The 25,995-nt window shown below is 33.1% G+C and carries 24 protein-coding genes; 14 read left to right on the top strand and 10 right to left on the bottom strand.

Annotated features, from left to right (window positions below):
- The first annotated feature begins 385 nt into the window (after positions 1-385).
- The 9 genes from AAC024_RS04060 (at position 386) to AAC024_RS04020 (ending at position 10,937) form a co-directional block, all read left to right on the top strand.
- Positions 386-3,112, top strand: coding sequence for an ATP-binding protein (locus tag AAC024_RS04060; RefSeq protein WP_339893927.1), 2,727 nt, complete (start codon positions 386-388; stop codon positions 3,110-3,112).
- A 438-nt stretch (positions 3,113-3,550) separates the two neighbouring features.
- Positions 3,551-4,090, top strand: coding sequence for a hypothetical protein (locus tag AAC024_RS04055; protein ID WP_339757783.1), 540 nt, complete (start codon positions 3,551-3,553; stop codon positions 4,088-4,090).
- A gap of 200 nt (positions 4,091-4,290) precedes the next feature.
- Positions 4,291-4,908, top strand: a complete 618-nt coding sequence (locus tag AAC024_RS04050; protein ID WP_339893925.1) for a hypothetical protein — start codon at positions 4,291-4,293, stop codon at positions 4,906-4,908.
- A gap of 118 nt (positions 4,909-5,026) precedes the next feature.
- Positions 5,027-5,749 carry a hypothetical protein gene (locus tag AAC024_RS04045; RefSeq protein WP_339893923.1) on the top strand — a complete coding sequence of 241 codons (723 nt, stop codon included), beginning with the start codon at positions 5,027-5,029 and terminating at the stop codon, positions 5,747-5,749.
- Between the two features lie 52 nt (positions 5,750-5,801).
- A complete protein-coding gene (locus tag AAC024_RS04040; RefSeq protein WP_339893922.1) occupies positions 5,802-7,142 on the top strand; it encodes a tail fiber domain-containing protein in 1,341 nt (446 codons plus the stop codon).
- Positions 7,139-8,056, top strand: a complete 918-nt coding sequence (locus AAC024_RS04035; RefSeq protein ID WP_339893920.1) for a hemagglutinin protein — start codon at positions 7,139-7,141, stop codon at positions 8,054-8,056. Before AAC024_RS04040 ends, AAC024_RS04035 begins: the two co-directional genes overlap by 4 nt.
- A gap of 11 nt (positions 8,057-8,067) precedes the next feature.
- Entirely contained in the window at positions 8,068-8,940 is an 873-nt protein-coding gene (locus AAC024_RS04030; RefSeq protein WP_339893919.1) for a T9SS type A sorting domain-containing protein, read from the top strand.
- 12 nt (positions 8,941-8,952) lie between these two features.
- On the top strand, positions 8,953-10,284 hold the full coding sequence (locus AAC024_RS04025; RefSeq protein ID WP_339893917.1) for a hypothetical protein: 1,332 nt from the start codon (positions 8,953-8,955) through the stop codon (positions 10,282-10,284).
- Between the two features lie 128 nt (positions 10,285-10,412).
- A complete protein-coding gene (locus AAC024_RS04020) occupies positions 10,413-10,937 on the top strand; it encodes a hypothetical protein (RefSeq protein WP_339893916.1) in 525 nt (174 codons plus the stop codon).
- A 56-nt stretch (positions 10,938-10,993) separates the two neighbouring features.
- On the opposite strand, the gene lipB is transcribed toward AAC024_RS04020, so the two are convergent.
- Positions 10,994-11,710: a lipoyl(octanoyl) transferase LipB gene (gene lipB, locus AAC024_RS04015; RefSeq protein ID WP_339893914.1), complete on the bottom strand. Its 717-nt coding sequence runs from the start codon at positions 11,708-11,710 to the stop codon at positions 10,994-10,996.
- A 355-nt stretch (positions 11,711-12,065) separates the two neighbouring features.
- Positions 12,066-12,224, bottom strand: coding sequence for a YqaE/Pmp3 family membrane protein (locus AAC024_RS04010; protein ID WP_339893912.1), 159 nt, complete (start codon positions 12,222-12,224; stop codon positions 12,066-12,068).
- Between the two features lie 603 nt (positions 12,225-12,827).
- On the opposite strand from AAC024_RS04010, the gene lysS reads away from it, so the two are divergent.
- Positions 12,828-14,525, top strand: a complete 1,698-nt coding sequence (gene lysS, locus AAC024_RS04005) for a lysine--tRNA ligase (protein ID WP_339893911.1) — start codon at positions 12,828-12,830, stop codon at positions 14,523-14,525.
- Between the two features lie 57 nt (positions 14,526-14,582).
- Here lysS and AAC024_RS04000 read toward each other — a convergent pair whose 3' ends face one another.
- The 4 genes from AAC024_RS04000 to AAC024_RS03985 form a co-directional block, all read right to left on the bottom strand.
- Positions 14,583-15,368, bottom strand: coding sequence for a hypothetical protein (locus AAC024_RS04000; RefSeq protein ID WP_339893910.1), 786 nt, complete (start codon positions 15,366-15,368; stop codon positions 14,583-14,585).
- A 713-nt stretch (positions 15,369-16,081) separates the two neighbouring features.
- Entirely contained in the window at positions 16,082-16,579 is a 498-nt protein-coding gene (locus tag AAC024_RS03995) for a hypothetical protein (RefSeq protein WP_339893909.1), read from the bottom strand.
- Positions 16,580-17,750: 1,171 nt separating this feature from the next.
- A complete protein-coding gene (locus AAC024_RS03990) occupies positions 17,751-18,575 on the bottom strand; it encodes an alpha/beta hydrolase (protein WP_339893908.1) in 825 nt (274 codons plus the stop codon).
- On the bottom strand, positions 18,535-19,413 hold the full coding sequence (locus AAC024_RS03985; protein WP_339893907.1) for an alpha/beta fold hydrolase: 879 nt from the start codon (positions 19,411-19,413) through the stop codon (positions 18,535-18,537). The genes AAC024_RS03990 and AAC024_RS03985 overlap by 41 nt, the downstream gene beginning before the upstream one ends.
- Before the next feature lie 208 nt (positions 19,414-19,621).
- On the opposite strand from AAC024_RS03985, the gene AAC024_RS03980 reads away from it, so the two are divergent.
- Together AAC024_RS03980 and AAC024_RS03975 are read left to right on the top strand one after the other, a co-directional pair.
- Positions 19,622-20,839 (top strand): hypothetical protein, encoded by a 1,218-nt coding sequence (locus AAC024_RS03980; protein ID WP_339893906.1) that lies wholly within the window; start codon positions 19,622-19,624, stop codon positions 20,837-20,839.
- 233 nt (positions 20,840-21,072) lie between these two features.
- On the top strand, positions 21,073-21,549 hold the full coding sequence (locus AAC024_RS03975) for a hypothetical protein (RefSeq protein ID WP_339893904.1): 477 nt from the start codon (positions 21,073-21,075) through the stop codon (positions 21,547-21,549).
- A 68-nt stretch (positions 21,550-21,617) separates the two neighbouring features.
- Here AAC024_RS03975 and hemL read toward each other — a convergent pair whose 3' ends face one another.
- The 4 genes from hemL to AAC024_RS03955 are packed head-to-tail and all read right to left on the bottom strand — an operon-like array spanning position 21,618 to position 24,946.
- Entirely contained in the window at positions 21,618-22,904 is a 1,287-nt protein-coding gene (gene hemL, locus AAC024_RS03970) for a glutamate-1-semialdehyde 2,1-aminomutase (protein WP_339893903.1), read from the bottom strand.
- Positions 22,905-22,913: 9 nt separating this feature from the next.
- Positions 22,914-23,702, bottom strand: a complete 789-nt coding sequence (locus tag AAC024_RS03965; RefSeq protein WP_339893902.1) for a glucosaminidase domain-containing protein — start codon at positions 23,700-23,702, stop codon at positions 22,914-22,916.
- Positions 23,703-23,706: 4 nt separating this feature from the next.
- Positions 23,707-24,618, bottom strand: coding sequence for a pyridoxal-phosphate dependent enzyme (locus AAC024_RS03960; protein WP_339893901.1), 912 nt, complete (start codon positions 24,616-24,618; stop codon positions 23,707-23,709).
- Positions 24,608-24,946, bottom strand: coding sequence for a hypothetical protein (locus tag AAC024_RS03955; RefSeq protein ID WP_339893900.1), 339 nt, complete (start codon positions 24,944-24,946; stop codon positions 24,608-24,610). Before AAC024_RS03955 ends, AAC024_RS03960 begins: the two co-directional genes overlap by 11 nt.
- Positions 24,947-25,087: 141 nt before the next feature.
- Here AAC024_RS03955 and AAC024_RS03950 point away from each other — a divergent pair, with 141 nt between their 5' ends.
- Together AAC024_RS03950 and AAC024_RS03945 are read left to right on the top strand one after the other, a co-directional pair.
- Positions 25,088-25,252: a DUF5522 domain-containing protein gene (locus tag AAC024_RS03950; protein WP_181364007.1), complete on the top strand. Its 165-nt coding sequence runs from the start codon at positions 25,088-25,090 to the stop codon at positions 25,250-25,252.
- A 145-nt stretch (positions 25,253-25,397) separates the two neighbouring features.
- Entirely contained in the window at positions 25,398-25,979 is a 582-nt protein-coding gene (locus AAC024_RS03945; protein ID WP_339893898.1) for a DUF4136 domain-containing protein, read from the top strand.
- Positions 25,980-25,995 lie beyond the last annotated feature (16 nt).

The raw sequence follows: 25,995 nt of genomic DNA, 5'->3' as shown, positions 1-25,995 counted from the left end.
AATAAATTATCAAACTTTTGTACCTGATAAATACTAAATTTTATCTCAATTAATCTAGGGTTCTAAATAGATTTTGCATTTCTAAAAATAGAAAGACGGCAATTTAGTTTCGCCTGTTTATTCTTTCTTTATTGTTATGTAATTACTACATAGTGTCTGGACGGAAACACAGCAAAATTAAATTTGTTTCTTTTTGCGCCCTTTCAGTTTATTTTTAATCGCTTGATACTAAGGTATCAACTCATAAAAACTAAACAAAAATGACATCAAAAATAATTCAAATTATAAAAATCGTCTGTTTCCGTACAGACACTACATAAATATTAAGTATAGTTAACTCGTTTTCCAATAATTGTGTATATTTATCTACTAACCATGCAATTACATGAAATATTTCTTTGTTCCATTTCTTTTTTTTATGTCGTGTTTTGTTATTGGGCAAACAAGAGAAATTGATTCTTTAATAATTGAATTAAAAAAAGTTAAAGGATTAGAAAAGAAAGCACTCATTGAAAATAAATTAGCCTCTGCATATATTAAAGAAAGAAAACTTCAAAATGCTAATGAAACTGCCAATAATGCACTTTTAAAAGGAATTGAGATAGATAATCCTACCGTAATTGCCGATGCTTATTTAAATATTGCAAATATTCATTATATAAACTGGGAAGGTCCTGAAGCAATTAAATATTATCAAAAAGTAGATTCTGTCCTATCAAAAAATAATATACTTAACAGTACTTTATATAAATCTAAATCAAATATTGGAAATTTGATTTATAGAACAGATTATGATTCTCTAGATTTGATTAAAATTAAGGGGTATTTCAATGAGTCATTAGATATTGCTTTAGCACTAAAAGACACATTACAACAATCGAAAATGTTGATTAGACTGGGTGATCTACATCAAAACAAAGTAGAATATGATAGTGCTATTGCTATGTATAAAAAAGCCGAAAAATTGATTAAGAAAGATGACAAGGAGAGTTTAGCGGATCTTTATTGGGCTTTGGCTGGAGTCTATTTTGATTTAAATGATACGTTAAAGGCTAAAAATTATACCAATAAAAGATATGATTTAGTGAAAAATTCTGCCAATATAAATGAAAGAGCAAGCGCAAATTGGGTTCATGGAAATTTATTATTTATGGCTGAAGATTATAAAAATGCAATTAAACATCATAAAATAAGTATTTCACTTTATGAAAGTCTCGAATATAGGAATTACGGAAGACTCGCTGGTGCTGGAGGTAGAATTTATAGAGCCTATGAAAAATTAAATGATTACAAATCAGCTTTTAATTATCTTAAAAAAACCATGATTTATAATGATTCTGCTTTAGCAAAATCAAGAAATAATAAAGTCGAAGAACTCGAAACCAAATACCAAACCGAAAAAAAAGAACAGGAAATTACCTTATTAAAATCCCAAAAGAAATTAGCAGAACAGCAAAAAAAGAACCAACGCAATTTATTTTTAGGTGGTTTGGGGGTTACAACCATCGCCGGATTATTCTTGTTTATTTTGTACCGAAATCGTCAAAAAACAAACACTAAATTAAAAGAACTGGATAAAATAAAATCTAATTTCTTTGCCAATATTTCGCACGAATTCCGCACACCGTTAACACTGATCGCCGACCCTATTAATGATACTTTAAATGATGACTCTATATCAGATAAAAAACGCCAACAATTTACGGTTGCCCAACAAAATTCTGAACGCTTATTATCACTCGTCAATCAAGTATTAGACCTCTCAAAAATTGATGCAGGACAGTTAAAATTACATATTCAAAATGATAATGCCCTTAAACTTATATCTGCTTTAAGCGCGTCTTTTTCATATTCAGCAAAACAAAAAGGTATTAGCTATTTAGTAAACATAGAAGAAAAGGAAGAAAACGTTTGGTTTGATAAAGATGCCATTGAAAAAATTACAATCAATCTATTATCAAATGCTCTAAAATACACACCAGAAAACGGATCAGTGACCTGCAATGCTTACACAGATAATAATAGATTATTTTTCGAAATAAAAAACACAGGAAAAGGTTTATCAAGTGAAGACCTAAATAATATTTTCGAACGGTTTTATCAATCAAACGAACAAAATCAAGGCACAGGAATTGGTTTAGCGCTAGTTAAAGAATTGGTAGAATTACACAAAGGCACCATTAGCGTTAACAGCGTACCAAACGCGTGGACTACATTTACAGTAACCCTTCCAGTAGATAAAAATAGTTTTAAAAATGAAGAATTTGTAAGCACCACTTCAACAGGAGCTATTAGAAAAACACCTATTCCTTCTCATTCTACAAATGAAAATGCTGAAGAATTTACAGATAGCGAGTTGCCTATTTTATTAATTGTTGAAGATAATGCCGATTTAAGAACATTATTAAAACAAACTTTTGATACAAGGTATAATGTGATGACGGCATCAAATGGGAAAATTGGAGTTGAATTAGCTTTAGAACATATTCCAGATTTGATAATTTCGGATATTATGATGTCTGAAAAAGATGGTATCACACTTACAAAAGAGCTTAAAACCGATGAACGCACTTCCCATATCCCCATTATTCTACTTACGGCGAAAGCAGAAGTGGAAAGTCAGTTTGAAGGCATTAATACTGGAGCCGATGATTATATAACAAAACCTTTTGACAAGAAATTACTCAAACTAAAAGTTGAAAAGCTAATTGAATCCAGAAAAAAACTACAGTTACGCTACAGTCAAGAAGTGATATTAATGCCTAAAGATATTGCGATAACCAATTTAGACGAAGTATTTCTAGAAAAGGTGCAAGTCGTTCTTGACCAAAATTTAGTAGAATCCAGTTTTAATACCGAAGATTTCAGTAAGGCAGTAGGTTTGAGCAGAATGCAATTGCACCGAAAAATTAAGGCCTTAACAGGTTTATCGGCTTCGGAGTTTATTCGTTCCCAACGCTTAAAACTGGCAGCGCAATTACTTAAAAAATCGGATATCAATATTTCACAAGTGGGATATACCGTTGGTTTTAACGACCATTCTTACTTTACAAAGTGCTTTAAAGAAGCCTATAACTGCACACCTACTGAGTATTCCAAACAACACTCTTAATTAAATTACCTCATAGAAAAAACTTCCTTTTTTTATAATGTTACATCAGTTACAGCTTTTGTTACATACGTCATAACGTTCTCACTTTCTACATTTTACTTTTACAACATCCTAATTAATAGCACATTAAAAAATCTCGTTATAACCAGCGAGTTTTAAATTAGGTATTAGTTTTTATAACTAAAATGAAACCTAAAGTCATAAAATCGACTGCTGAAATAAAAAGGTAAAATGGTTAAAAAGAAAAAAACCTTTGAAGGTGAATTAGACCACTTCCCTAAGCATAAAATTTACCTAAATGTGAACCATTTGGAGAAAGGTATATATACTTTAAAAATTATTCACAAAAATAAAATTATAAAGAAAACCAGTTTCAAAAAATGAATGATTATAAGTTCAATAAACCAAATTAATATAAATAAATAAAAATTAGAAATCATGAAAATTAACACAGTAAAAAAGACTTTAAAAGCTTACTCACTATTTTTTTTAGTAATCTTAACAACAATGTTATCCTGTTCAAAGGATGATGATTCGCCTTCAGAAACCATTGTTGAAATTTGGGTCTTGATAAGTAGTACCAGTGAAAATAACTATGATATCAACAATGATGGGACGGCAACTAATAATATTGAGCTAGAAACAAATTGTTCTAATAACACAACTTTAGAATTTAATAGCGATGGCGCTGGCACCCAAGAAATTGAAGAATTCATAAACATAGAATATAATGAAACCGCCGATACGTTCACTACTACTTGTTTAACACCAGCTAATCTTAATGTTGATGCAGTAAGCCAATTAACTTGGGTACAAAATAATAATGCAAGATCATACACTTCAAATGGTGTTACTTATGAAGGTACCGTTTCAGGTTCTCAATTAACAGTTATTATACCAAATGGGTTTTTGATTGGGGATGGAATGGGGCAAATTTATTTACAAGAAGATTTGACGCTCGTTTTTCAGCAACAATAAAAACTAAGTTACTAAGCCTTTTACCATGCTAAAGCAAAAAAGCTCTATAAGTATTGGATGTTTATGTTAAAAGGTTTAGTACTAGAAATGAATATAAATAATGCCTCTAAATGTAAACCATTTAGAGAATGGCAATTACACTTTAAAAATAGTGCACAAAAATAAAGTGATAAAAAGAACAACGTTTAAAAAATAGAATCATGAAAAAACTGATACCCATTTTAATGTTATGCGCAATTATGCTTTCCTGCAGAGAAAGCAACAAAAAAGAACAGAGTAATGAAGCGAATACAAAAGAAATTATTACCCAGACCACTAAAAAAGCAATCAATAAAACTGCCGATAATGATACTTTTTTGTGTCAAATAAATGGCGTGGATTGGGCATACACGTCAAGCGATGGCATCGTGTCGCGAAATAGCTCCACCAAAGTACGTACAGCTACCATTGGTTTTAGAAAGCAATTGGAAAAAGGCTATGAATCCATTCAGCTGGAATATGATGTCGATAAGAAGGTCTTAAATAATGTTTGGGTACAATTAAAACGTCCTGCTAAAGACGGAAAAATAATAACTGCCTTTTACACACAGTATGGTGATAAAATACATCTAGATCCAAAAGCAAGTTTATCAGGAACTGTTTCTTTAAATGAAGACACTCGAAAAGCTTCGGGAACTGCTGAAATAACCATTTCAAACGATTATGAAAAAGACCAGCTCTCAAATCCGGAGGATTTGCTAATCACCATTTCAGGCTTGGGTTTTGCGGAGGTATCTTATTCTGATACAGACGATTTAAAAAAATTGATAAACAAATAACTTGACATGAAACATCCATAACTAAATCTTGATACCCAAGGGAATGATTAAATGTATGCTACATAGCTTGCCCCGATAACAATCGGGGTGACCAATAAAAAACATTAGATATAAACACATGAAAACTATAAATCAAACAAATAGAAGACGTTTTTTAAACAAACTTATAAAAGGAGCTGCCTTTGGAACATTAGGAGTACTCTTTACGAACAAGCTAGCCGCAAGCAACAACACTAACAATTTAGCAAACATATTTGCGATGTGGACCCATGGTAGTGAAGGGAAAATGGAAGGTGTTTTTCATGATGGTAAGGATGCTGTTACCTTTGGAGATAAGTTATTAAGCAAAATTAGAACTCCACTTACCGCCGGCTATTTAAGAGGAATAACCAAAGGAACCAAATTTCCGGGAAATACAATTTCAATTCCGGGAGAAGCGGCTGTAACTATGGTCTCTACTTCAGGAGGCGCTATTTTCACAATTTGGGATAGCGGTACCAAAGCTAAAAGTAAGAATGGAGCATTCTGGGTTCATTTTACAATACCCACTCCAGTTATTGCGAATAGCGTACGCGTAAAAGTCTCAAAAATACTCGTTAAATGCGCTTCTACAAATATCAATTTTTATATTTCTGATGTCGAATTATGGGATGCCAATGTGCGTATTTATAATAAAGAAAATCAAAAACTTTGGGGACCTGATACTATGCATGCTTTTCCTTTTGGTTCACCTCGCACTGTTAAATACGGTTTATGTATTTCATTAAAAATAGTAGGTGAACGTGTTTCTGCTGACCAAATTCTAGAAATTAGTGGTGTTGGCGTAGACTTAATTGCCTGAAATTAACAGATTTATATCAGTTTATCACAGAAGTATCTAAAAATTAAAAATTATGAAAACAACAATTACAGTAATCGTAGCCCTTTTAATCTCAATATCTAGTTTAGCCCAAGAGCCTCCTGGTATTAACTATAAAGCGGTAATTAAGGATGGAAGCGGTAATCTTGTTACGAGCCAAACTATTAATGTGCGTTTTAGCATACTAAATGGCATCTCAACAAGTGTGTATGAAGAAACCCACTCGGCTACAACAGATGCCAATGGCATCATTATCCTTACCATTGGTTATGGTGCAGAACCTACTTCTGATTTCGATAGTATAGATTGGAGAGATGGTTTTTATAACTTGGAGACGGAGATTGATCTTGAACAAGATGATAGCTATGTACCTCTTCCATCAACAGACTTTCATGCGGTGCCTTATGCCTTCAGAGCTAGTAAAGCTGATAATGTTACAGGTCTAGAAAAAATTTCACAAAACGGAAAAACAGGTTGGAGATTAGTTGGTAGAAACCCTAATTATTATGGGCCGATTGGTTCAAACGCAGTTGATTTAAGTTATAATTTTGCAAGTTCAGAACCATATGGAGCAACGGGTAATAATTCTATAGCAATGGGTTATCGAACAACCGCTCCTTCTTATTTAGAAACTGCAATAGGGCGATGGAATACAGAATACACTCCTGTTAGTACAACCAGTTGGAATTCTGAAGACCGTCTTTTCGTTATAGGTAATGGCGCATCAAATAGAAACAATGCCATGACAGTATTAAAAAATGGTAAAACAGGTATGAATACCTCAAGCCCTAGAAGTATTTTTGAAGTGCTTCATCAAAACGGAAGACCAACTTCTAGCGATCGCACGAATGCTTTTAGCATTCGTAATTATGCCACATCCAAATCATGGCAGTTTTACACACATTCATTAGGATACTTAGAACTGTTTAGTGATGGTACACATAAAGGGTCTTTCAACCCTACTTCTGGTGTATATGCTACAGTTTCAGACAGACGTTTAAAAAAAGATATCACACCTTTAAATAACGGCACACTTAATAAAGTAATGCAACTCAACCCTGTAAGTTACCTCATGAAAGAACAAACAGATACCAAGCGTAATCTGGGTTTAATATCACAAGAAGTACAAGAACTGTTTCCAAGCATTACGCATTATGTTGAAGAAAGTGATTTATTGACTTTGTCTTATACTGAGCTTATCCCTATACTTATTAAAGCCCTACAAGAACAACAGGCCATTATTGAAACACAAAATTCAAAACTCGATACCCAAGATTCTAAAATTGATAACCTAACAGCAGAAATAGGCCAGTTTAGTGCAATTGAACAACGTGTAAAACAATTAGAAAACGCACTTAAAACCACAGCACAATGAAACATATTTTATTTAATATCGGAATATTTTTTTTAAGCACCTTATCTTTTTCTCAATCCATAGAAAAATTCAGCATAGACTCTGGTGGCGCATCTGCAAGTGATGGTGGCATTCAAATACTCTACACCATTGGTGAAGTCAATGTACAAGAATACAGTACATCAACCCTTTCGGTTTCTGAAGGTTTTATAAATCCGCAGCAGCTCATTATAAAAATAGATCCCAAAATATTTTTACAGGGGCCCTATAATACTGCTGGCACCATGCTTGACGGACTGAGAAACTCAAATCTCCTTCCTACCACAAGTCCTTATATTGATGCAAAAACCTGCGCTCAATCCATATTTGATGTAACGGGCAGCAATGCTATTATAGATTGGGTTTGGCTAGAGATACGAGATAGTAGCGATGGTATAACGGTTATTACTTCTACCTCTGCCCTTTTACAAGCCAATGGTAATGTGGTAGATGTTGATGGGATATCGGCCTTAACTTTAAACATTCCTACAGGTAACTATTATATTGTATTAGCCCATCGTAATCATCTTGGAATCCGATCTGCGAATACCATAAGTTTAACTGGAGGCACCCAAAGTATCGATTTAACCAGCGATAGTACATCAATAGCTGGAGGCGCCAATGCAATAACAAATTTGGGCGATGGTAATTTCGCACTGAGCTTAGGTGATTTTGATGGCAATGGTCAAGTCCAGAATTCCGATCTGACCGGTATGTTACCTTTATTAGGAATATCATCTTACTCCTTTGCAGATCTGGATATGAATGCTCAGGTTCAAAATACAGATATAAGCGTTTTATTACCAAACCTAGGACTAGGAAGTCAGGCAGGGCGTTCAGAAAACACTAAGCCTATACCAAAAATTATAGCACCAAGAAGAAAATTAACAAACTAAAAAACAAAGATATGAAGACTAAAATTACATTTTTAATATTATTGATGATAACTTTGAGCTTGAATGCTCAGAATATTGAATTTACTTTTGCTAATGCGCAAATAACCAATGATGCCAGTTTTGACTTTTATGAAACTGATGTTATGATAGCCGCGGTTGAAGGACAAGCAGATTTTAAACTGGGAATAGGTCAGGTTTATATTAATTATAATCCATCAGCTTTTGGCAATAACATAAATGCTGGAGGTGGACTTGAAATTACGTATCCTGCTGGATATATTTTAGGTCAAGTAAACACACTCTCTTATTACTCCGATTTTGTTACCAATGATAATTCTACTACACGATTTTCATTTGCATATCAGCAAGGAATAAGTTCTGGATCCATGGTGGATAATGTAACCTCTACGCCGACAAAACTATTTCATATAAAAATGCAATTTACAGATTCAGGACAACTCCCTATGGTCGCTTTTGAAGACAATGAAACGCAACCTCCCGGAGTATCTAATTCTCGAGATCAGTTTTTTACAGCTTGTGGCCCATCTACTGGTGGCCTTGGTTTTGATGACTGTGCTGGTTTTCCAGGAACGCAATTTAATGATGCCTTGTTTGAAAGTGGTGGTGCAACATTATCAACAGAACCATCTGAATTGCTCAATGTACTATCGGTATATCCAAACCCAACAGAGGGTTTACTATATGTTGGTGTAAATACAAAAAGCAAGTATAGAGTTATAGATATATTTGGAAAAATTGTGAATCGCGGAAGTTTAAATCAAGGTAAAAATGAATTACAGCTTAGAAACTACGAATCTGGAATTTATTTCTTGACAATTACGAATGACTCAGGGTCAGCTACAAAAAAAATAGTTAAAGAATAATAAACAATAGTTATGAGATTTTTAAAGAAAAATAACAAGCATAAAAAAAACAATAGATATGTTGTGAGTAAAAAGTCAATCACATTACTCATTGCCCTATTAATCACAATTTCAAGTTTCGCCCAACAAGGTATTAATTACAAAGCCGTTATTAAAGATGGTAGTGGAAACATTTTAGCAAATCAATCCATTAGCTTAAAGTTTACTATTTCGGTTGGGATCGGACAAGAAACCGTTTATGAGGAAGAACATACCAGTATAGAAACCGATAGTAATGGAATTATCGTATTGAATATTGGAGAAGGTAGTATAATTTCGGGTAGCTTTTCTGGAATAGATTGGAATCCATTTAACGGCTATACCAATTTACGAACAGAGATCGATCCTAATGGAGGTTCCTCCTATACTTTTTTAGATGTTACACGATTTCAAACTGTTCCCTATGCTAAACTCGCAAACTCTATTAAAAATCAAGCTTTTAAACTTGATGGCAATATTATTAAACCTATAGATATTAATGATGATTTCATAGTTGGAAGCACTCAAATAAATAATGACGATATAGTCTTTGGAACAAAACGTCTTTTTTTTGATAAGTCTAAAGGAGCATTTAGAGCTGGATATACGATTAGCGATGCATGGGATGATGCAAATCGCGGACAAAATTCCTTTGCTTCTGGTTCTAATACAAAAGCATCTGCTAGTAATTCTGTCGCAATGGGAAAATTAACTGAAGCAACAGGACAAAGTTCAACAGCTTTTGGTGATGGAAGTAAAGCCACTGGCTTAAATTCCACTGCCATGGGAAACAATACTATAGCTTCCACCTCTTCTTCAACGGCCATTGGCAAGTATAATTTTGACGACTCCAATGCCTTGTTAATGGTTGGTAATGGAACTTCTAATACAAATAGAAGCAATGCATTTACTATTTACAATAATGGTAATTCATTACTAAATGGAGATACGAATATTACTGGTGATTTAGGAGTTACAGGCACTATATTAATGTCATCTAATAGTGAAGTACAAAATCCAAGTACAGGTTTTGCAAATTTAATCCCTATTGCTTATGGTAGTATAAGCGGTAATGCAACTCCGACAATTTTGGGAGGAACAGGAAATTTTACAGTGACACGAAATACAACAACCAATGAATACACCATATCGGTAGCTGGAAAAACATTAAGCGCAACTAATACTGTAACTTCGGTCGTAGCGAATACATCCACCTTTAGAACTGTCAATGTCACCTATTCTGGTGGTAACATTATTGTGCACATATTTGCAAGTTCGTTTGCAAAAGTTATCAGTCCGTTTCAGTTTACCATTTATCAGGAATAATAAAACCATCCATTACGAACTTTTCAAAGAAAAATAACAGCTTGTCAACTGGAATGTAACTGTTTAAAAGTAAGTTCAGATAAAGGAAATATTTCTAAAAAATTAATTTTTAATAAATCTATAATAACATGAAAACAACAATTAAAAACAATTTAAAAAAAACAATTTTAGCATTATTAATATTCGCAGCTTTTAGCTGTAGCAGTGATGATTCAAATAATGAACCAGCAGTAACTATTATTGAAACCTGGAAAGTTAACGCAATTGCAACAGCAAACACTTATGATCTAAATAATGATGGTTCAGCAACGTCAGACTTAATTACTGAATTAGGTTGTACAATTAATCAAACAATAACATTAAAAAGTGATAATACTGGAACAATTAAAGCATCTACAGTTTTTACAATTTTTGAAGGTACTACAGTAGGTACTTTTGAAGGTCTTTGCTTAAATACTGATGAACTCACCGAAGATTTTTCATGGTCAGAAACCGAAACATCTAGGACTTACACCACAAATGGAACTATTTTTACAGGAACATTATTTGGTAACCAACTTGTTTTTATTGCATCAGAGTTTCCAATTTACAATAACGCAGGAGATGACATAGTAGACACAGACAGCTTACAAATTACATACACATTACAGTAAAATAAAATCCAGAACATTTTTAGTTAACATTTTATAATATGTAAAAACCCGTCATGCTAAAGCGTGACGGTTTTTTGTTTTAGTTCTGCTTCAAAAAGAGAGGAGAAATGTTTAAGTAGTTTTTCTTTTACTTCAGCTTCATCAACTTGCTTTTTACCTAACTCAACATTCAAAGAAGTCACCGCTTTACCACGAATCCCACAAGGGATCATTAAATCGAAATAGCCCAAATTGGCATTTACATTAAGCGCAAAACCGTGCATGGTTACCCAACGACTTGCGCGTACGCCCATGGCACATATTTTACGAGCAAAAGGCGTCCCAACATCTAACCAAACGCCTGTTTCTCCTGGACTGCGTTCTGCCTTTAAACCATATTCAGCAAGGGTTAGAATAATCATTTCTTCTAAAAAACGAAGATATTTATGGATGTCGGTAAAAAAATTATCCAAATCCAGAATAGGATACCCAACAATTTGCCCTGGCCCATGATAGGTAATATCACCACCACGATTTACTTTATAAAAGGATGCATTCTTGGCTTTTAATTGTGCTTCATCAACCAACAAATTTGACATATCGCCACTTTTACCCAAAGTATAGACATGTGGATGTTCTACAAACAAAAAATAGTTTTTGGTTTCTAAACCTGCCGCTTCTCGCCTATTTTTGATTTTTATATCGACAATGCTTTTAAACAATGTTTCTTGGTAATCCCAAGTTTGTTTATAGTCTTTATAACCTAAATCTTGTAGTTCGATGGTCTTGTTCATAGGCTGCAAAATTACATTTTTTATCGCGCAAAGGCGCAAAGAAAAAAGACGAAACACTATTTACCTTAAAACTGATATTTAAAAATAGTAGTGTCCGATAAAAGAATCAAGACCGCTGCGCTGATAGAATATAGAATCAAGACTTGATTTTAACGCATTGATAATCAATTTACAATAGATTTGTCATTTCAGAAAGCTTTTGATTTTTTACTTGTTGTAAAAGTAAGGGGCATATCTCAAAAAAATCTTTTAGCCTATACCCAATCTATCGTTCGGACTATGTTACAAATTTTAATCGGACACCATTGATTTAAAAATAGCGATTTTAACTAAAAACTGCGACTGCGACTGAAAACTACCTTTTAGGATTATTAATAATAACCAAGGCTGCGATTACCCCAGGCACCCAGCCGAAAAGCCATAGTAAGAAAACAATAATAATAGAGCCACATCCTTTATCTATAACAGCTAAAGGCGGACAAATAATAGACAGTAAAACTCTCCAGAAACTCATATTAAATTTAGATTTTAGAATTACGATTTTAGATTTCAATCATTTGACGAAAAAGTTTATTGAATGTTACACTTTTGGTTAGGGATTCCTATGGTTTAACCAGGAGAATATAACTGTTTTTTTGATAGATTCTCGACTACCGAAATTTTAACTTGTGGCGTAAAGATTAATTAAAAATTCACACCTCCCTTAATCCCTCCTTATTAGGAGGGAAACTGTAGCGTATGAGTTTCCCCTCCTTGGAGGGGATTAAGGGGTGGGTTTTTAATATCTGTTTTTTTTTATCTATTATTTATTATTATGTTGAACTCAGGTTTCAAGTACACTAAATGTCTGCGGGTTTATTACTAAAAACCGCAGGCTGGTTGCGCTAGGGATTGCAACGGCATCCTTTTAAAACTTTTCCAAACATAAATTATGACTAGAATTAGGATTTAGCAGATTGCTACCTCGTTACCTCCTCTCAATATGGTTTTAAAAGATATAGTGGAAAGCCCGACCCGATAGGGTAGCGCCCAAAAAATTTCATAAATCTAAAAATCGTAAATCGTAAATCAATTGATTATCTTTGCGCCATTAAAATTTTCACACAGCATTTAGATTATGTCGCAATTATCAGAGCAAGAACTTGTACGAAGAGAGAAATTAGCAAAATTACGCGAATTGGGTATTAACCCTTACCCCGCAGATTTGTTTACCGTTTCACATATTTCTAAACAGATAAAGCAGGATTTTAAGGAAGGGGATAAAGTTATTATTGCAGGTAGATTGATGTCTAGACGTATTCAAGGAAATGCTAGTTTTGCCGAAGTGCAGGATAGCGAAGGTAGAATACAAGTGTATTTTAATAGAGATGAAATTTGCCAAGGCGATGACAAAAGCAAATACAACGATGTTTATAAAAAACTGTTGGATATTGGTGATTTTGTTGGTGTTGAAGGTGAATTATTTACAACTAAAGTTGGGGAAAAAAGTGTTAGAGTAAAAGATTTTACCTTGCTTAGTAAAGCTTTAAAACCTTTGCCTTTACCAAGAACTGATGCTGATGGCAATGTACACGATGCTTTTACCGACCCAGAGCAACGTTACAGACAGCGTTATGCTGATTTAGTGGTAAATCCGCAGGTAAAAGCGGTGTTTGTAAAGCGTACCAAATTATTTAATGCCATGCGTTCATTTTTTAATGATGCTGGTTATTTTGAGGTTGAAACGCCGGTTTTACAGCCTATTCCTGGTGGTGCTGCGGCGCGTCCGTTTATTACGCATCACAATGCTTTAGATATTCCCTTGTACATGCGAATTGCTAACGAGTTGTATTTAAAACGTTTAATTGTTGGAGGTTTTGATGGGGTTTACGAGTTTTCTAAAAACTTTAGAAACGAAGGGATGGACAGAACTCATAATCCAGAGTTTACAGCCATGGAAATTTATGTAGCTTATAAAGACTACAATTGGATGATGGATTTCTGCGAGCGTCTTTTAGAACATTGTGCTATTGCCGTAAACGGCACTACAAAAGCGACATTTGGAGAACATGAAATAGATTTTAAAGCGCCTTATGCCAGAGTAACTATGGCAGATTCTATAAAGCATTTTACAGGGTTTGATATTACCGGTAAAACAGAAGCTGAAATAAGACAAGCTGCTAAAGATTTAGGTGTTGAAGTGGATGAAACCATGGGTAAAGGCAAGCTTATTGATGAAATTTTTGGTGAGAAATGTGAAGGCAACTATATACAGCCCACTTACATTACGGATTACCCAAAAGAAATGAGTCCCTTATGTAAAGAGCATCGTGATAATCCTGAATTAACAGAGCGTTTTGAGTTGATGGTTTGCGGTAAAGAAATAGCCAATGCCTATTCTGAACTAAACGACCCTATTGACCAACGCGAGCGTTTTGAACACCAATTAAAACTGGCTGCAAAAGGTGATGATGAAGCTACAGAGTTTATAGACCATGATTTTTTACGTGCTTTGGAATATGGCATGCCTCCTACTTCGGGTATGGGCATTGGTATGGATCGATTAATTATGTTTTTAACGAATAATCAATCGATACAGGAAGTTTTATTCTTCCCGCAAATGAGACCAGAGAAAAAGGCAGTTGATTTGAGTGATAATGAAAAAGCTATTTTAGAGATTCTGAAAACTCAAAAAACAATAAATCTTATTGATTTGAAAGCACAATCTGGTTTAAGTAATAAAGGCTGGGATAAAGGCATTAAAGGATTGGCAAAGCATGGCTTAACAAAGGTTACAAAAACTGATGATGTTCTGATTGTGGAGCTTCAAGAATAAAACTAAAAGGAACCTCATAATGAGGTTCCTTACTTATATTCAGATTGATAAAAAACTTTAATTCTTTCTCGCTTTTTTTATTAAAATCGCCATAATACCTTTTTTAAAATCTCTGGTTTTCAAACCATCTTGTATAGCCTTGCGTTGTACATCGGTCATGTCTCCCCAATTTCCCCCTGGTTGATTAATGGCAGCGTCAACATCTTTATACATATTGACGGTTATATGCGATGCATAAGTATCGCTGCCAATAGGTAACATAATTCTCATTAAACTCCAAAATTTCTTGTCACCGGTGTCCACATGCTTTTGATGTATGGGTTTGAAAACCTCCATTTCTGCCTTTTCATAAGTGTCATATTTATCCATATCAGCTTTCATAAAATCCAAATAAGCTGTTGTACCAATAGGCATCTCATTAGCTCCACTTGTGCTTGCAATATCTTCTAAAAAAAGACGAACAGATAGATCTCTTGTTTTTCCTGCTTCATTCAGTTTCTTCAAAATGTCATCTTCGGTCATATCTGGATAAGCGGCTTTAGCATATTTCATAATGTCAACGCCTTTAAACATGTCCGAAGCATTATTAAACAGGGTTACCGTCATATATTGGTGCCCTTGATCCGAACCTCCTGGCAATAATTGCCAAAGATCCCAACCAATAATGTCACCATTATTAGCACGTTGTTGATGGATTTTCTCCCAGAAATTTTCTGTTTCCCAATAGGCCATCTCCTGTTCATTATCGACTTTCATCATTTCGAAAATGAGATAAAGTTTGTCTTGTGCAAATGAAGAGATCGAAAATAAGATTAGGGCAACGAAGAGCAGTGTTTTTTTCATAATAATGGAATGGATTAGTTAGTATTTATTTAGAATATTAAATTACTGAATTTTAATGTATTATAAAAAAAAATGGCTCTAGTTTAACATTGGTATGACTTTGGAACTATTTATTTTTAAAGGACTTTGGATGATTGAAACGCAAAACAAATTATCCAAAAGCATAAATATCAAGCGTTCAAGTACTATATCAACACTCTTTTAAACTAGAGCCAATAAAATTTAGTAATAATTTAATTGTTCATTAAAACAATTTAAAGCGTTCTAAATAAGTTTACATTAAAATTCTACTAAATTAGTAGTGTTTTAATAAAATATTTGAATAACAGATAGCTTATAAACTAATTCAATCAATATAGAAATTAGCTACCAAACTAACTTTTATTTTATCCAAACGAAAAACATTTATCCCAAATAGAAAAATGGTTGAGTTATGAACCAAACGAAACTGGTAATGGATTTTAAAACAATTGGGATATTAAAAAAGCCAGTAATTTAAATTACTGGCTTTTTTAATTCTAATATTTAAGTACATGACAAAAATTAATTTTGAGAAATAAACTACACACCATTTTCAGGATAACAAAGACCTCACAGGTTGTGAAAACCTGTGAGGTCTACCTAACGAAATAGCCGTAATATGCTAAATGTGTACAGTTTATAATTCTATTCTAAATTTTTGTCATATACTAAATTCTAATACATAAAAGTCGTTACAATTGAGAAACACTTAAATTTATATTTGCATTAAAGTTCCGTGGCAAATAATCTTTACTATTAAATCCTAAATTGACTTCTTCTTCAATTTCATATAATTCAATGGTGCTCCAATCTAAATCATGCAACCCTTTTAAAGGATTAAAGTGTTCAGGCAAATAATCTTTAGTATCGAATCCAAAATCAGCCTCCTCTTCTATTTCAAAAAGCTCAATGGCGCTCCAATCTAAGTCGTGCAATCCATTTAAGGGATTAAATCCTTTAGGTAAATAATTTTTACTATTAAATCCTAAATTGACTTCTTCTTCAATTTCAAATAATTCAATGGTGCTCCAATCTAATGTTGTTGGCATCACTTCTAAATTATCAGTACATAATGAAGCTTCAAATAGTGAAAATTCACACTCAGAAATAAGATTATCTAAGTTTTTGTTCGGAATGGCTGTTGCGTTTACTGCAAATAATGCGCTAAAAATAATGGTTAATTTGATCATAATGTTATCGTTATATAATTTGATTTTATATATCAATTGACGTGCCGAAAACTAAATAGTTACAAACCTTTAGAAAGGTTTAACATTATTATCAATATGTTATAGTTTCTTTAAGAAAAAAAAGAAAATTTACTGATTTTTGATGTTACTTAAGGGTCGATTTTATTTTAGAACGATATCACTCTGAATTTATTAAATCTCCGTGATTACATCCTTCAATAATTATAAATGTGGTTTGTGGTTTTAGAACGGGTTAGAAAAATTTTTCAGCAGCAGTATTTGCTGCTACGTGATTATTTGTAACATGAAATAACTATAACTTGACACCCAAGGAAATGATTAAATGGATGCTATTTAGCCTGCTCCGACAATTTCGGAGTGACCAATAAAAAACAGTAAATATAAACAGATGAAACATGATTATTTATGTATCTCGGTTACTTACGTCTTTAAAGCATAATCAATCGATACAGGACGTTTTATTTTTTTCTGGAAATGAGACCAGAAAAGAGACCTTTAGTTATTTGCGACGATGGTAAAGCTGTTTTTGAAATTTTGAAAAAAAGCTGAAAAATTAAACTTATAGATTTAAAAGGACAATCTGGTTTATCAAATAAAAAATGGGATAAAACCATAAGAATTAACAAAAAACAATCTTACTAAAGCTGAAAAACAAACGACGGTTTATTTATTGAGATGGTTTAATACTTATGAAGATAATAAATCATTATTGTCCGATAAAAGAATCAAGACTTGATTTTAACGCATTGATAATCAATTTACAATAGATTTGTCATTTCAGAAAGCTTTTGATTTTTTACTTGTTGTAAAAGTAAGGGGCATATCTCAAAAAAATCTTTTAGACTATACCCAATCTATCCTTCGGACTATCTTACAAATTTTAATCGGACACTATTGATAATAAATATTAAAAAAGCCAGTAATTTAAAAATTACTGGCTTTTTTTTAACTAACTAACCAACTAACTAAACTTATTAACTAAACTCAGTACAAATAGAAGTAATTATTTCCATTTGCAGAAGTATTTTAGATATGTTTAACATCAGGTATTGAATTTTTAATCTTTCTTTAAGACTTGGTGATTGGATATGTTAATTTTTTAAGACATTGAAGGTATTCCTGTATATCATTTATCTACACTTGAAGTAGATTAAGGCAATATTTTTTTAATTTGATTTTTATAGGCATCAAAAGAAATTAAATTACCGTGATTTCCATTTTCAATAGCTATAAATGTTGTCTGTTCCTTTATTGAAAGATTATACAATTTTTCAGCTGAAGCAAAAGGTACTACGGCATCTGCTGTTCCGTGGAAGATTGTAATTGGACAATTAACTTGTTTTATATATTGATAGCTTGGTAGTTTATATTTTAAAAGCTGTTTTACCGGAAACATCGGGAATCTTGATTGCGCCACATCTAAAACACTATGATAAGGGGTTTCTAAAATAAGTTGTTTCGGCCTGTTTTTTGAGGCTATATAAGTCGCAATCCCGGTACCTAAAGAACGCCCGTAAATAGTAATATCACTTTCACTATACCGATTTTTCAAATAATCATAACAATATTGCGCATCATGATAAAGCGCTTGTTCACTTAACTTTCCAGTACTTTTCCCATAGGTTCTATAGTCTATCACCAATACATCATATTGTTTTTCTACAAAATATTCTGTAACAAGGCCCCAACGCGATAAATCACCTGCATTTCCATGAAAATAGAGTATCACTCCTTTAGGATTTTCTGCTTTAAAATAAACAGCATTTATAACCGCCTCATCTTCTGTATTAAAAAATAATTCTTCAAAAGGATATGAAAATTGATATTCATAATCTTGAGCTAATACCGTTGGTAAAAACAACATTTTTTCTTGAAAAAAATATAATAATGATCCAACCATAAGATAGAGGCTAATTAGAACAACAAGCGCTTTTTTAAGCTTTTGTTTTAGTTGGTTTTGAAGTGTGTGTAACATGAATACTTGTAGTTGATAAATCGATATCTTGAGGTTTACTATTTAAGATCTCATGAATCATTTTATGATAGGATTCAAAGTTGTTTAAGTTTTTATGTCCACCACCAATTACGGTGTGTAATTCAGTGAGTTTCGGATTTACCTTTGATAATTTCACACTTGTTTTATACGGAATCAAATTATCATTAGTGCCATGAATAATGTGAATAGGACATTTTACATATTTTAACCACTTATAAGTTGGCAAAGGATATTTTATGAGTAATGACAATGGCATAAAGGGTGCATAACGTGCGGTTACCTTTGTTAAACTGTAATAAGGCGCATCTAAAACTAACATTTTTGGGTTATTCATAGAAGCTAACTTTGCCGCAAAACCAGAACCTAACGACCGCCCATAAAGTATAATTCTATCTTCATTGGTGCGTTCCTTAATTTTATTATAAACTACTTGCAAATCTCTTTTTATGGCTTTTTGTGAGCGCCTGCCCGTGCTTTTTCCGAATCCGCGATAATCTACCATTAACACGTTATAGCCGTGTCTGGTAAAGTCTACAGCGAACTTGCCCCAGCCTTTTATACTTTTAGAATTGCCTTTAAGATATAGTACAATACCTTTTGATTCGCTTTTAGACTTAAATAGAATACCGTTTATTGTTGCGCCATCCCTAGTTTCAAGATTATGTTCTTCAATATCTTGATTTTCATAATAAAATTCAAAATCCTTTGGAAGCTTTTCAGGCTTAAATAACATATAATCTTGTAAATAATACAAGGCTATGCTTATTACAACATAAACAACAAGAACAACAATAAGAATATGTAACCAATATGGCATAGGTGGTGTTTGAATACTAATATACAATAATTGAGGTAATTGGTTGAGTCAAAAAAAATCACGATTACAAAATTTCTATAGTTCGCTGAAAGGTAAAATGAATAATACAGAGGTATTCGAAGCTACATTACATTTAATAGAACAGGCACAACTAGAATTAATAAATACATAATAAAATAATTATTTAAACTTTACCTATTTTTACGCGATGCTAAAAAAAATACTATTTGTTATTCTGTGTTTTTGTGGTTTAATAGCAACTGCACAACAAAAAGATAGCTTATCGATTAAAAACGGGATAGACAACCCTAGCATATTATCAACACATCATTTTGGTATATTTAGTTCGCGGTTAAATACCAATTTTAAATATGCACCACCTCAAAAAACCACATTTGCGTTTAACTATACTAGCGGAAATAATTTCCAGCCTTTTGTAGAATCTTATTTCCCAAAGGATCCGGCGGTTAGAGAACAACTCAGTCAGATTAAATGGTATGACCGCCCTTTTAATTTTATAGACCAAGAAACCACACCTGCCGATTATTTAAACATTGTGATAGATGCCGTCATTAAAGAATTCAGAGCTACCGTAAACATTCCAATTAATAAACATCATGAATTAGGAATCACACTGCGCTCTTACTTAATAACTAAAGGGAAATATCCATTTTCAATTTTCACGAGCGACGAAGGTATTGAATGGTTTCACAGCAATGTAGCTGGAGGCGAAGACCCTTTCGGGAGGCGCTATTATGGTTTAAACCAAGTAAATTTTAGATATCAAGACAGAAACGGCAACACTTTAGAGTTAAACAACAACGATTTTTTCATCGGCGGATTAGAGTTTAACCACTATTATTATCCCAAGCTATCAATCAATGAAACACAAAATATTTATCTAAATTTCGGCACGCATTTAGGATTAAACACCTCAAAATTTAATGCATCAATAGACGTTGGGATTTCGGCAAATGCCATTAAAAAACTAGCCTTAAAAAATAATTACGAATTAAACTTGGCCATAGGTGCAAACCTATTACGTAAAAATATTATCAACTTTAAGGAAGTCATTGATTTAGGAAACAACCCTTATCTAGGAACCCTCGAAGGTGAAATCGAAATTACCAAATACACAAAAAAGGGTAACTTCAATGCTTTTGGCATCAATTACCATGTGCAATCGCGTTATAACAAAAAAGCAGAAGCTGGCTACTACAAACTTCTTGGTAAGTGGCGCGAAATAAATGGTGGCTGGCAAAACGGCGTTTATACACTCTACAAGCCTTTATCAAGTTGGAATTTTATTTACACTTACGGCACACCAAAATATCTGCTTTCACTTTTTATCAAAGAAGATTTAGAAGTAAACAACGCACCAGATTTCCAAACAGGCGTCAGTTTAAAAATACCAATATCTAAATAATTTTTTGGGCGTTACCACAAGGGTCGGGCTTTCACTACTCGCTTCCTCCTTCGTCGGCGAGCTCAAACATTTAGCCTGCGGTGAGCGCAGTCGAACCGTTCAATCCCTAACGCAAATCCATTTCCATAATAAAAACACAAATATGTTAATGTGCAGTTAAAATTTAGACACAAATTAAACCATTCTTAAATATAAAAGTCCAAAAGACAAATACATTTAAAAACTTTATAAAAATGAAAAAAATCTTAATAATTGCAGTAGCGCTGTTAGCATTACAAGTTACCGCACAAGACCAGAAAAAAGAACGCCAAAACAAGCAAGATAGATCTCATAAAATGATGAATCTTTCTGCAGAAGAAGCGGCTACACTTCAAACCAAAAAAATGACTTTGCATTTAGACTTAAACGAGTCTCAACAAGCCCAGATTAAAACAATAAATTTAGAAAATGCCACCAAAAGGAAAGCAATGATGGCAGAACACAAAGCAAAAAAAGAAAGTGGTGAGATGCAAAAACCAACTCAAGAAGAACGTCTTAAAATGGCAAATGCCAAATTAGACCACAAAATTGCTATGAAAGCAAAAATGAAAACCATTTTAAATGAAGCGCAATATGCCAAATGGGAGAAAGCACAAATGCAAAATGCCAAGAAAGGAAATAAGAAAGGCATGAAAAAAGACATGCACAAGAAAAAACAAGAACAATTTTAGTTTAGTTAATTTGATTATAGTTTAGTTGATGAGAAACGCATCCCGACATTTCGGGATGCGTTTTGTTTTTATAGAGTTTTTGCAACCGCATTTACAGCAGCAATGGTAAAATCTAAATCATCATAACTTAAAGCATCCGTAATAAACCAAGTTTCAAACGAACTAGGTGCAATATAAACTCCTGAATCAAGCATCCCATGAAAGAACTTTTTAAAAGTATCATTGTTTCCTTTTGCAGCCGTATCAAAATCTATAACTTCACTTTCATCAAAATGCACAGAAATCATAGAACCTACTCTATTTATGGTATGCGTAATTTTATTATCATTTAAAACTTTAGCGATACCTTCATGCAAATACGCTGTTTTTTCTTCTAGTCTTTTAAAGACTTCCGCATCATTATTCAACTCGGTAAGCATTGCCAATCCTGCAGCCATAGCTAACGGATTCCCACTTAAAGTCCCAGCTTGATAAACGGGTCCTAATGGTGCTAAATAGTTCATAATCTCGTTTCTAGCTGCAAAAGCACCAACAGGTAAACCACCACCAATTACTTTTCCGAAGCAAACAATATCAGCTTTAACATCAAATAATTCTTGACACCCACCTTTCGCTAAACGAAAACCAGTCATCACCTCATCAAACACCAACAAAATATTATGTGCATCACATAAATTTCTAAGTGCCTCTAAAAAACCTGCTTTCGGTGGAATACAGCCCATATTTCCAGCAACAGGTTCAATAATAATACAAGCCATTTCGTTTTTATTCACTTCAACTAAAGTCTTTACATTTTCAATATCATTGTATCGAGCTAGCAACGTATCTTTGGCTGTTCCTTTAGTAACTCCCGGGCTATTTGGTGTGCCGAAGGTACTAGCACCACTTCCTGCTTGAATTAAAAACGAATCAGAATGGCCGTGATAGCAACCGGCAAACTTGATTATTTTATCTTTCCCTGTATAACCTCTTGCTAAACGTACCGCACTCATACAAGCTTCTGTACCAGAATTAACAAAACGAATTTTATCAATATTAGGCACCATAGAAACTGCTAATTCCGCAATTTGAGTTTCTATTTCTGTTGGCATACCAAAAGAGGTCCCTTTTTTAGCTTTTTCAACTACTGCATTCACAACAGGCTCAAAAGCGTGTCCCAAAATCATAGGACCCCAAGAATTTATATAATCGATTAAGCGATTTCCGTCTTCATCATACAAATACGCACCTTTAGCTTCTTTAACAAAAATGGGTGTTCCACCCACACCTTTAAACGCTCTTACTGGAGAGTTTACACCTCCTGGAATTACTTTTTCCGCTTCAGCGAACAACGCACTGCTTCTTTTATAAATCATGTAATCTAATTATTTTTTTGATGATGGTTTTACAACTAATTCTTGTCCAATACTCAAAGAAGAATCACTTAAACCATTTATATTTTGAAGTTCTTTTACTGAAATATTATATTGTCTTGAAATAGAATATAAGGTATCTCCTTTAACTACCGTATAAGTCGTTCTAGCTTCTGTTATTGGAGTTTCAAATTTCACATACGTATCACCCAGTACTTCTTTATCGAACTCATATAATTTGTATCGCTCTATTAAACTAATGAGTTTCTGAGGATATTTTCTATCGGTTGCGTAACCAGCTGCTTTCAATCCTTTGGCCCAACCTTTATAATCTTCTTTTTTTAGCTTGAAAAGTTTTGAATAACGCTTTCGTTCTGATAAAAACAAAGAATGATCTCTAAATGAATATTTAGCATCCTTATATTTTCTAAAACATTCTTGTTTCTCATCGTCATCATGGTATATCTTTTTTCCTGTCCAACCATGGCATTTAATACCGAAATGGTTATTAGCTTCAACAGATAATCTGCCTTTCCCTGAACCAGATTCTAATATCCCCTGCGCCAAAGTAATACTAGCAGGAATACCATATAAACTCATTTCTTTTTGCGCTGTAGCTCTATGAAAGTCTATATAACGTTCAGTTTTATTGGCATATACGCTAACATCTTTTTCTTTATCTTCTTGTTTTGCTTCAACGTGTTTAGAATCGTCACTTGGTTTTCTAGTTACAATGCCTTTCTTAGACTTGCAACTAAACACCAAAAACGCAACACATAAGATGATAATTATTCTATTCATTAATTTAGATAATTATTGGTAAATTTTTCTTCTTTAAGACTGTATTCATACCTTCAATGCCTTGCAACCCTCCTGTATGAATTGCTAAAATTTTTGAACCCTTTGGGAAATAGTTTTTATTAATTAAATCCTTAATTCCAAATAGCATTTTACCTGTATAAACAGGATCTAAAGAAATTTGATTATCGCTTTTAAACTGATTAATAAACGCCACTAATTCTTCATTTATTTTAGCGTAACCACCAAAATGATAATCTGTAATTAATTCCCAATTGGTTTGTGTTGCAAATTTACTAATATCTTCCTTTAAAAAATCACCTTTTAAAGCAGGAAAACCTAAAACTTGTTGACTAGGTTTTGAACAATTTATAAGGCCCGAAATAGTACCACCTGTTCCCACAGCACAACATATATAATCAAACGTTTTGTCTTCAGAAGTTAAAATTTCTTCACAACCCTTAACAGCTAATTGGTTTGTTCCTCCTTCCGGGATTAAATAAAAATCTCCAAACACTTCTTTCAATTTATTTAAAAAAGATTCAGACCTTTTATTTCGATATAATTCCCTCGAAACAAATTTAAACTGCATGCCATTTTGTTTTGCAAAATTTAAAGTTGAATTATTAGAAATCCTACCTTCTAATTCGGCTCCTCTAATAATTCCAATAGTATTAAACCCAATTATATTTCCTGCAGATGCTACGGCAGCAATATGATTTGAAAATGCTCCTCCAAATGTCAACAACGTTTTATAACCTGATTTTTCAGCTTGCAAAAGATTATATTTTAACTTTCTGTACTTGTTTCCAGACACAAAAGCATGCAACTTGTCTTCACGTTTTACAAATAATTCTATGCCCTTTTCTTTAGGAAGATTTACCTGCTCATTTACGGTATTTTCGAAATCAAATATCACAAGAGCGAAGGTACTTCAAAAAACTCCAAAATGTGCGATGTTTTAAATAATCTAGATTAAATTCATTGGAGTACGCCTCTCTTTCAAACGAAATATTTCGATACCCTTTATGCCAACTTTTATATTGAATTAATCGTACAAAAAATTCTATTCCGTAGACTATATAAAAAGGAATAACAAGTAATTCTAACTGTTGCCTTAAATGGATTTTTTCATGATTTACTAAAACTTTATTTTCTTTTAATTGCTTCGATTTTAAAAACACAAAAGGGAATATCGTCATTCCTGTATAACCTTTGGGCACTATATATTTTGAAATAAAAATCATGTTATATGCTATTCAAAAATCAATCCAATTTACATTATCTTTGTTATTAATGAAATGAGCATAGTTTAGATTTTGTTACTGATAGAAATATTTAATATGCGAATCGCATCTGACAATTAAAAAAACAATGAATACAATCAGATGAAAAAAATAATCCCCATTGAAGAAGGCGATTACTACTTAACCCCCGAAGGCTACCGCTGTTTTACTGAACAATACCACTTAAAACGCGGTTATTGCTGCGAGAGTGGTTGCAGACATTGCCCCTATGGATACAACAAAGCTACAAATTCTATAAAAAAATAGTTTTCAAAAGCACACATTTCTCTTGTATCCTTGGTATGATTATTGATGCTATTTGTTACATCAAGTGATAAGAATAAAGCTGCTGTAAATTAATATATGCACTCCATTTTTTTTACAGCTACTACAACCTTTAAAAAATTGTATTATGAAAAAAATCATTAAAACCTTACCGCTTTTAGCATTACTAATTGTGGTATCCTCATGTAGCTCTATTAAAGTGGCTGCTGATTATGATAAAGAGGCGACATTTAACGAATATAAAACCTTTGCTTTCTTTAAGACTGGTATTGACAAAGCAGAAATTAGCGATTTAGATAAACGCCGAATTCTTCGTGCTATTGAAGCAGAACTTTTAGCTAAAGGCTTTACAAAATCTGAAAAACCAGATTTATTAGTAAGTCTTTTTACAAAATCACAACAACGTGTTGACGTTTACAACAACTCTTGGGGCTATGGTGGCTGGGGTTGGGGTGGTTATGGCGGCTGGGGTTGGGGCTGGGGTGGCTATGGTGGTTGGGGTGGCTATGGTGGTTGGAACCAACCTAGTGTCTCAACAAGTGTACAAGGTCATTTATATATAGACCTTATTGATGCTAATAAAAAAGAATTGGTATGGCAAGGAATGGGCACAGGCTATTTAAGCAGAAATATGGAAAAGAAAGAAGCCCGTATAAAAGAGTTTGTTACTAAAATCATGGAGAAATATCCTCCAGGAGCACAACAATAAAAATTAAAGAGGCAGT

Origin of the sequence: uncultured Algibacter sp., from assembly GCF_963976535.1 — a bacterium.
Classification (GTDB): Bacteria; Bacteroidota; Bacteroidia; order Flavobacteriales; family Flavobacteriaceae; genus Algibacter_B.
Note: the sequence above shows the minus strand (reverse complement) of the source record. Positions and strands in the feature narration are given on the sequence as shown.

Excerpts from the sequence above, each read along its gene's own strand:
- AAC024_RS04060 (WP_339893927.1), top strand. The coding sequence starts at position 386 with ATGAAATATTTCTTTGTTCCATTTCTTTTTTTTATGTCGTGTTTTGTT.
- AAC024_RS04055 (WP_339757783.1), top strand. The coding sequence starts at position 3,551 with ATGAAAATTAACACAGTAAAAAAGACTTTAAAAGCTTACTCACTATTT.
- AAC024_RS04050 (WP_339893925.1), top strand. The coding sequence starts at position 4,291 with ATGAAAAAACTGATACCCATTTTAATGTTATGCGCAATTATGCTTTCC.
- AAC024_RS04045 (WP_339893923.1), top strand. The coding sequence starts at position 5,027 with ATGAAAACTATAAATCAAACAAATAGAAGACGTTTTTTAAACAAACTT.
- AAC024_RS04040 (WP_339893922.1), top strand. The coding sequence starts at position 5,802 with ATGAAAACAACAATTACAGTAATCGTAGCCCTTTTAATCTCAATATCT.
- AAC024_RS04035 (WP_339893920.1), top strand. The coding sequence starts at position 7,139 with ATGAAACATATTTTATTTAATATCGGAATATTTTTTTTAAGCACCTTA.
- AAC024_RS04030 (WP_339893919.1), top strand. The coding sequence starts at position 8,068 with ATGAAGACTAAAATTACATTTTTAATATTATTGATGATAACTTTGAGC.
- AAC024_RS04025 (WP_339893917.1), top strand. The coding sequence starts at position 8,953 with ATGAGATTTTTAAAGAAAAATAACAAGCATAAAAAAAACAATAGATAT.
- AAC024_RS04020 (WP_339893916.1), top strand. The coding sequence starts at position 10,413 with ATGAAAACAACAATTAAAAACAATTTAAAAAAAACAATTTTAGCATTA.
- lipB (WP_339893914.1), bottom strand. The coding sequence starts at position 11,710 with ATGAACAAGACCATCGAACTACAAGATTTAGGTTATAAAGACTATAAA.
- AAC024_RS04010 (WP_339893912.1), bottom strand. The coding sequence starts at position 12,224 with ATGAGTTTCTGGAGAGTTTTACTGTCTATTATTTGTCCGCCTTTAGCT.
- lysS (WP_339893911.1), top strand. The coding sequence starts at position 12,828 with ATGTCGCAATTATCAGAGCAAGAACTTGTACGAAGAGAGAAATTAGCA.
- AAC024_RS04000 (WP_339893910.1), bottom strand. The coding sequence starts at position 15,368 with ATGAAAAAAACACTGCTCTTCGTTGCCCTAATCTTATTTTCGATCTCT.
- AAC024_RS03995 (WP_339893909.1), bottom strand. The coding sequence starts at position 16,579 with ATGATCAAATTAACCATTATTTTTAGCGCATTATTTGCAGTAAACGCA.
- AAC024_RS03990 (WP_339893908.1), bottom strand. The coding sequence starts at position 18,575 with ATGTTACACACACTTCAAAACCAACTAAAACAAAAGCTTAAAAAAGCG.
- AAC024_RS03985 (WP_339893907.1), bottom strand. The coding sequence starts at position 19,413 with ATGCCATATTGGTTACATATTCTTATTGTTGTTCTTGTTGTTTATGTT.
- AAC024_RS03980 (WP_339893906.1), top strand. The coding sequence starts at position 19,622 with ATGCTAAAAAAAATACTATTTGTTATTCTGTGTTTTTGTGGTTTAATA.
- AAC024_RS03975 (WP_339893904.1), top strand. The coding sequence starts at position 21,073 with ATGAAAAAAATCTTAATAATTGCAGTAGCGCTGTTAGCATTACAAGTT.
- hemL (WP_339893903.1), bottom strand. The coding sequence starts at position 22,904 with ATGATTTATAAAAGAAGCAGTGCGTTGTTCGCTGAAGCGGAAAAAGTA.
- AAC024_RS03965 (WP_339893902.1), bottom strand. The coding sequence starts at position 23,702 with ATGAATAGAATAATTATCATCTTATGTGTTGCGTTTTTGGTGTTTAGT.
- AAC024_RS03955 (WP_339893900.1), bottom strand. The coding sequence starts at position 24,946 with ATGATTTTTATTTCAAAATATATAGTGCCCAAAGGTTATACAGGAATG.
- AAC024_RS03950 (WP_181364007.1), top strand. The coding sequence starts at position 25,088 with ATGAAAAAAATAATCCCCATTGAAGAAGGCGATTACTACTTAACCCCC.
- AAC024_RS03945 (WP_339893898.1), top strand. The coding sequence starts at position 25,398 with ATGAAAAAAATCATTAAAACCTTACCGCTTTTAGCATTACTAATTGTG.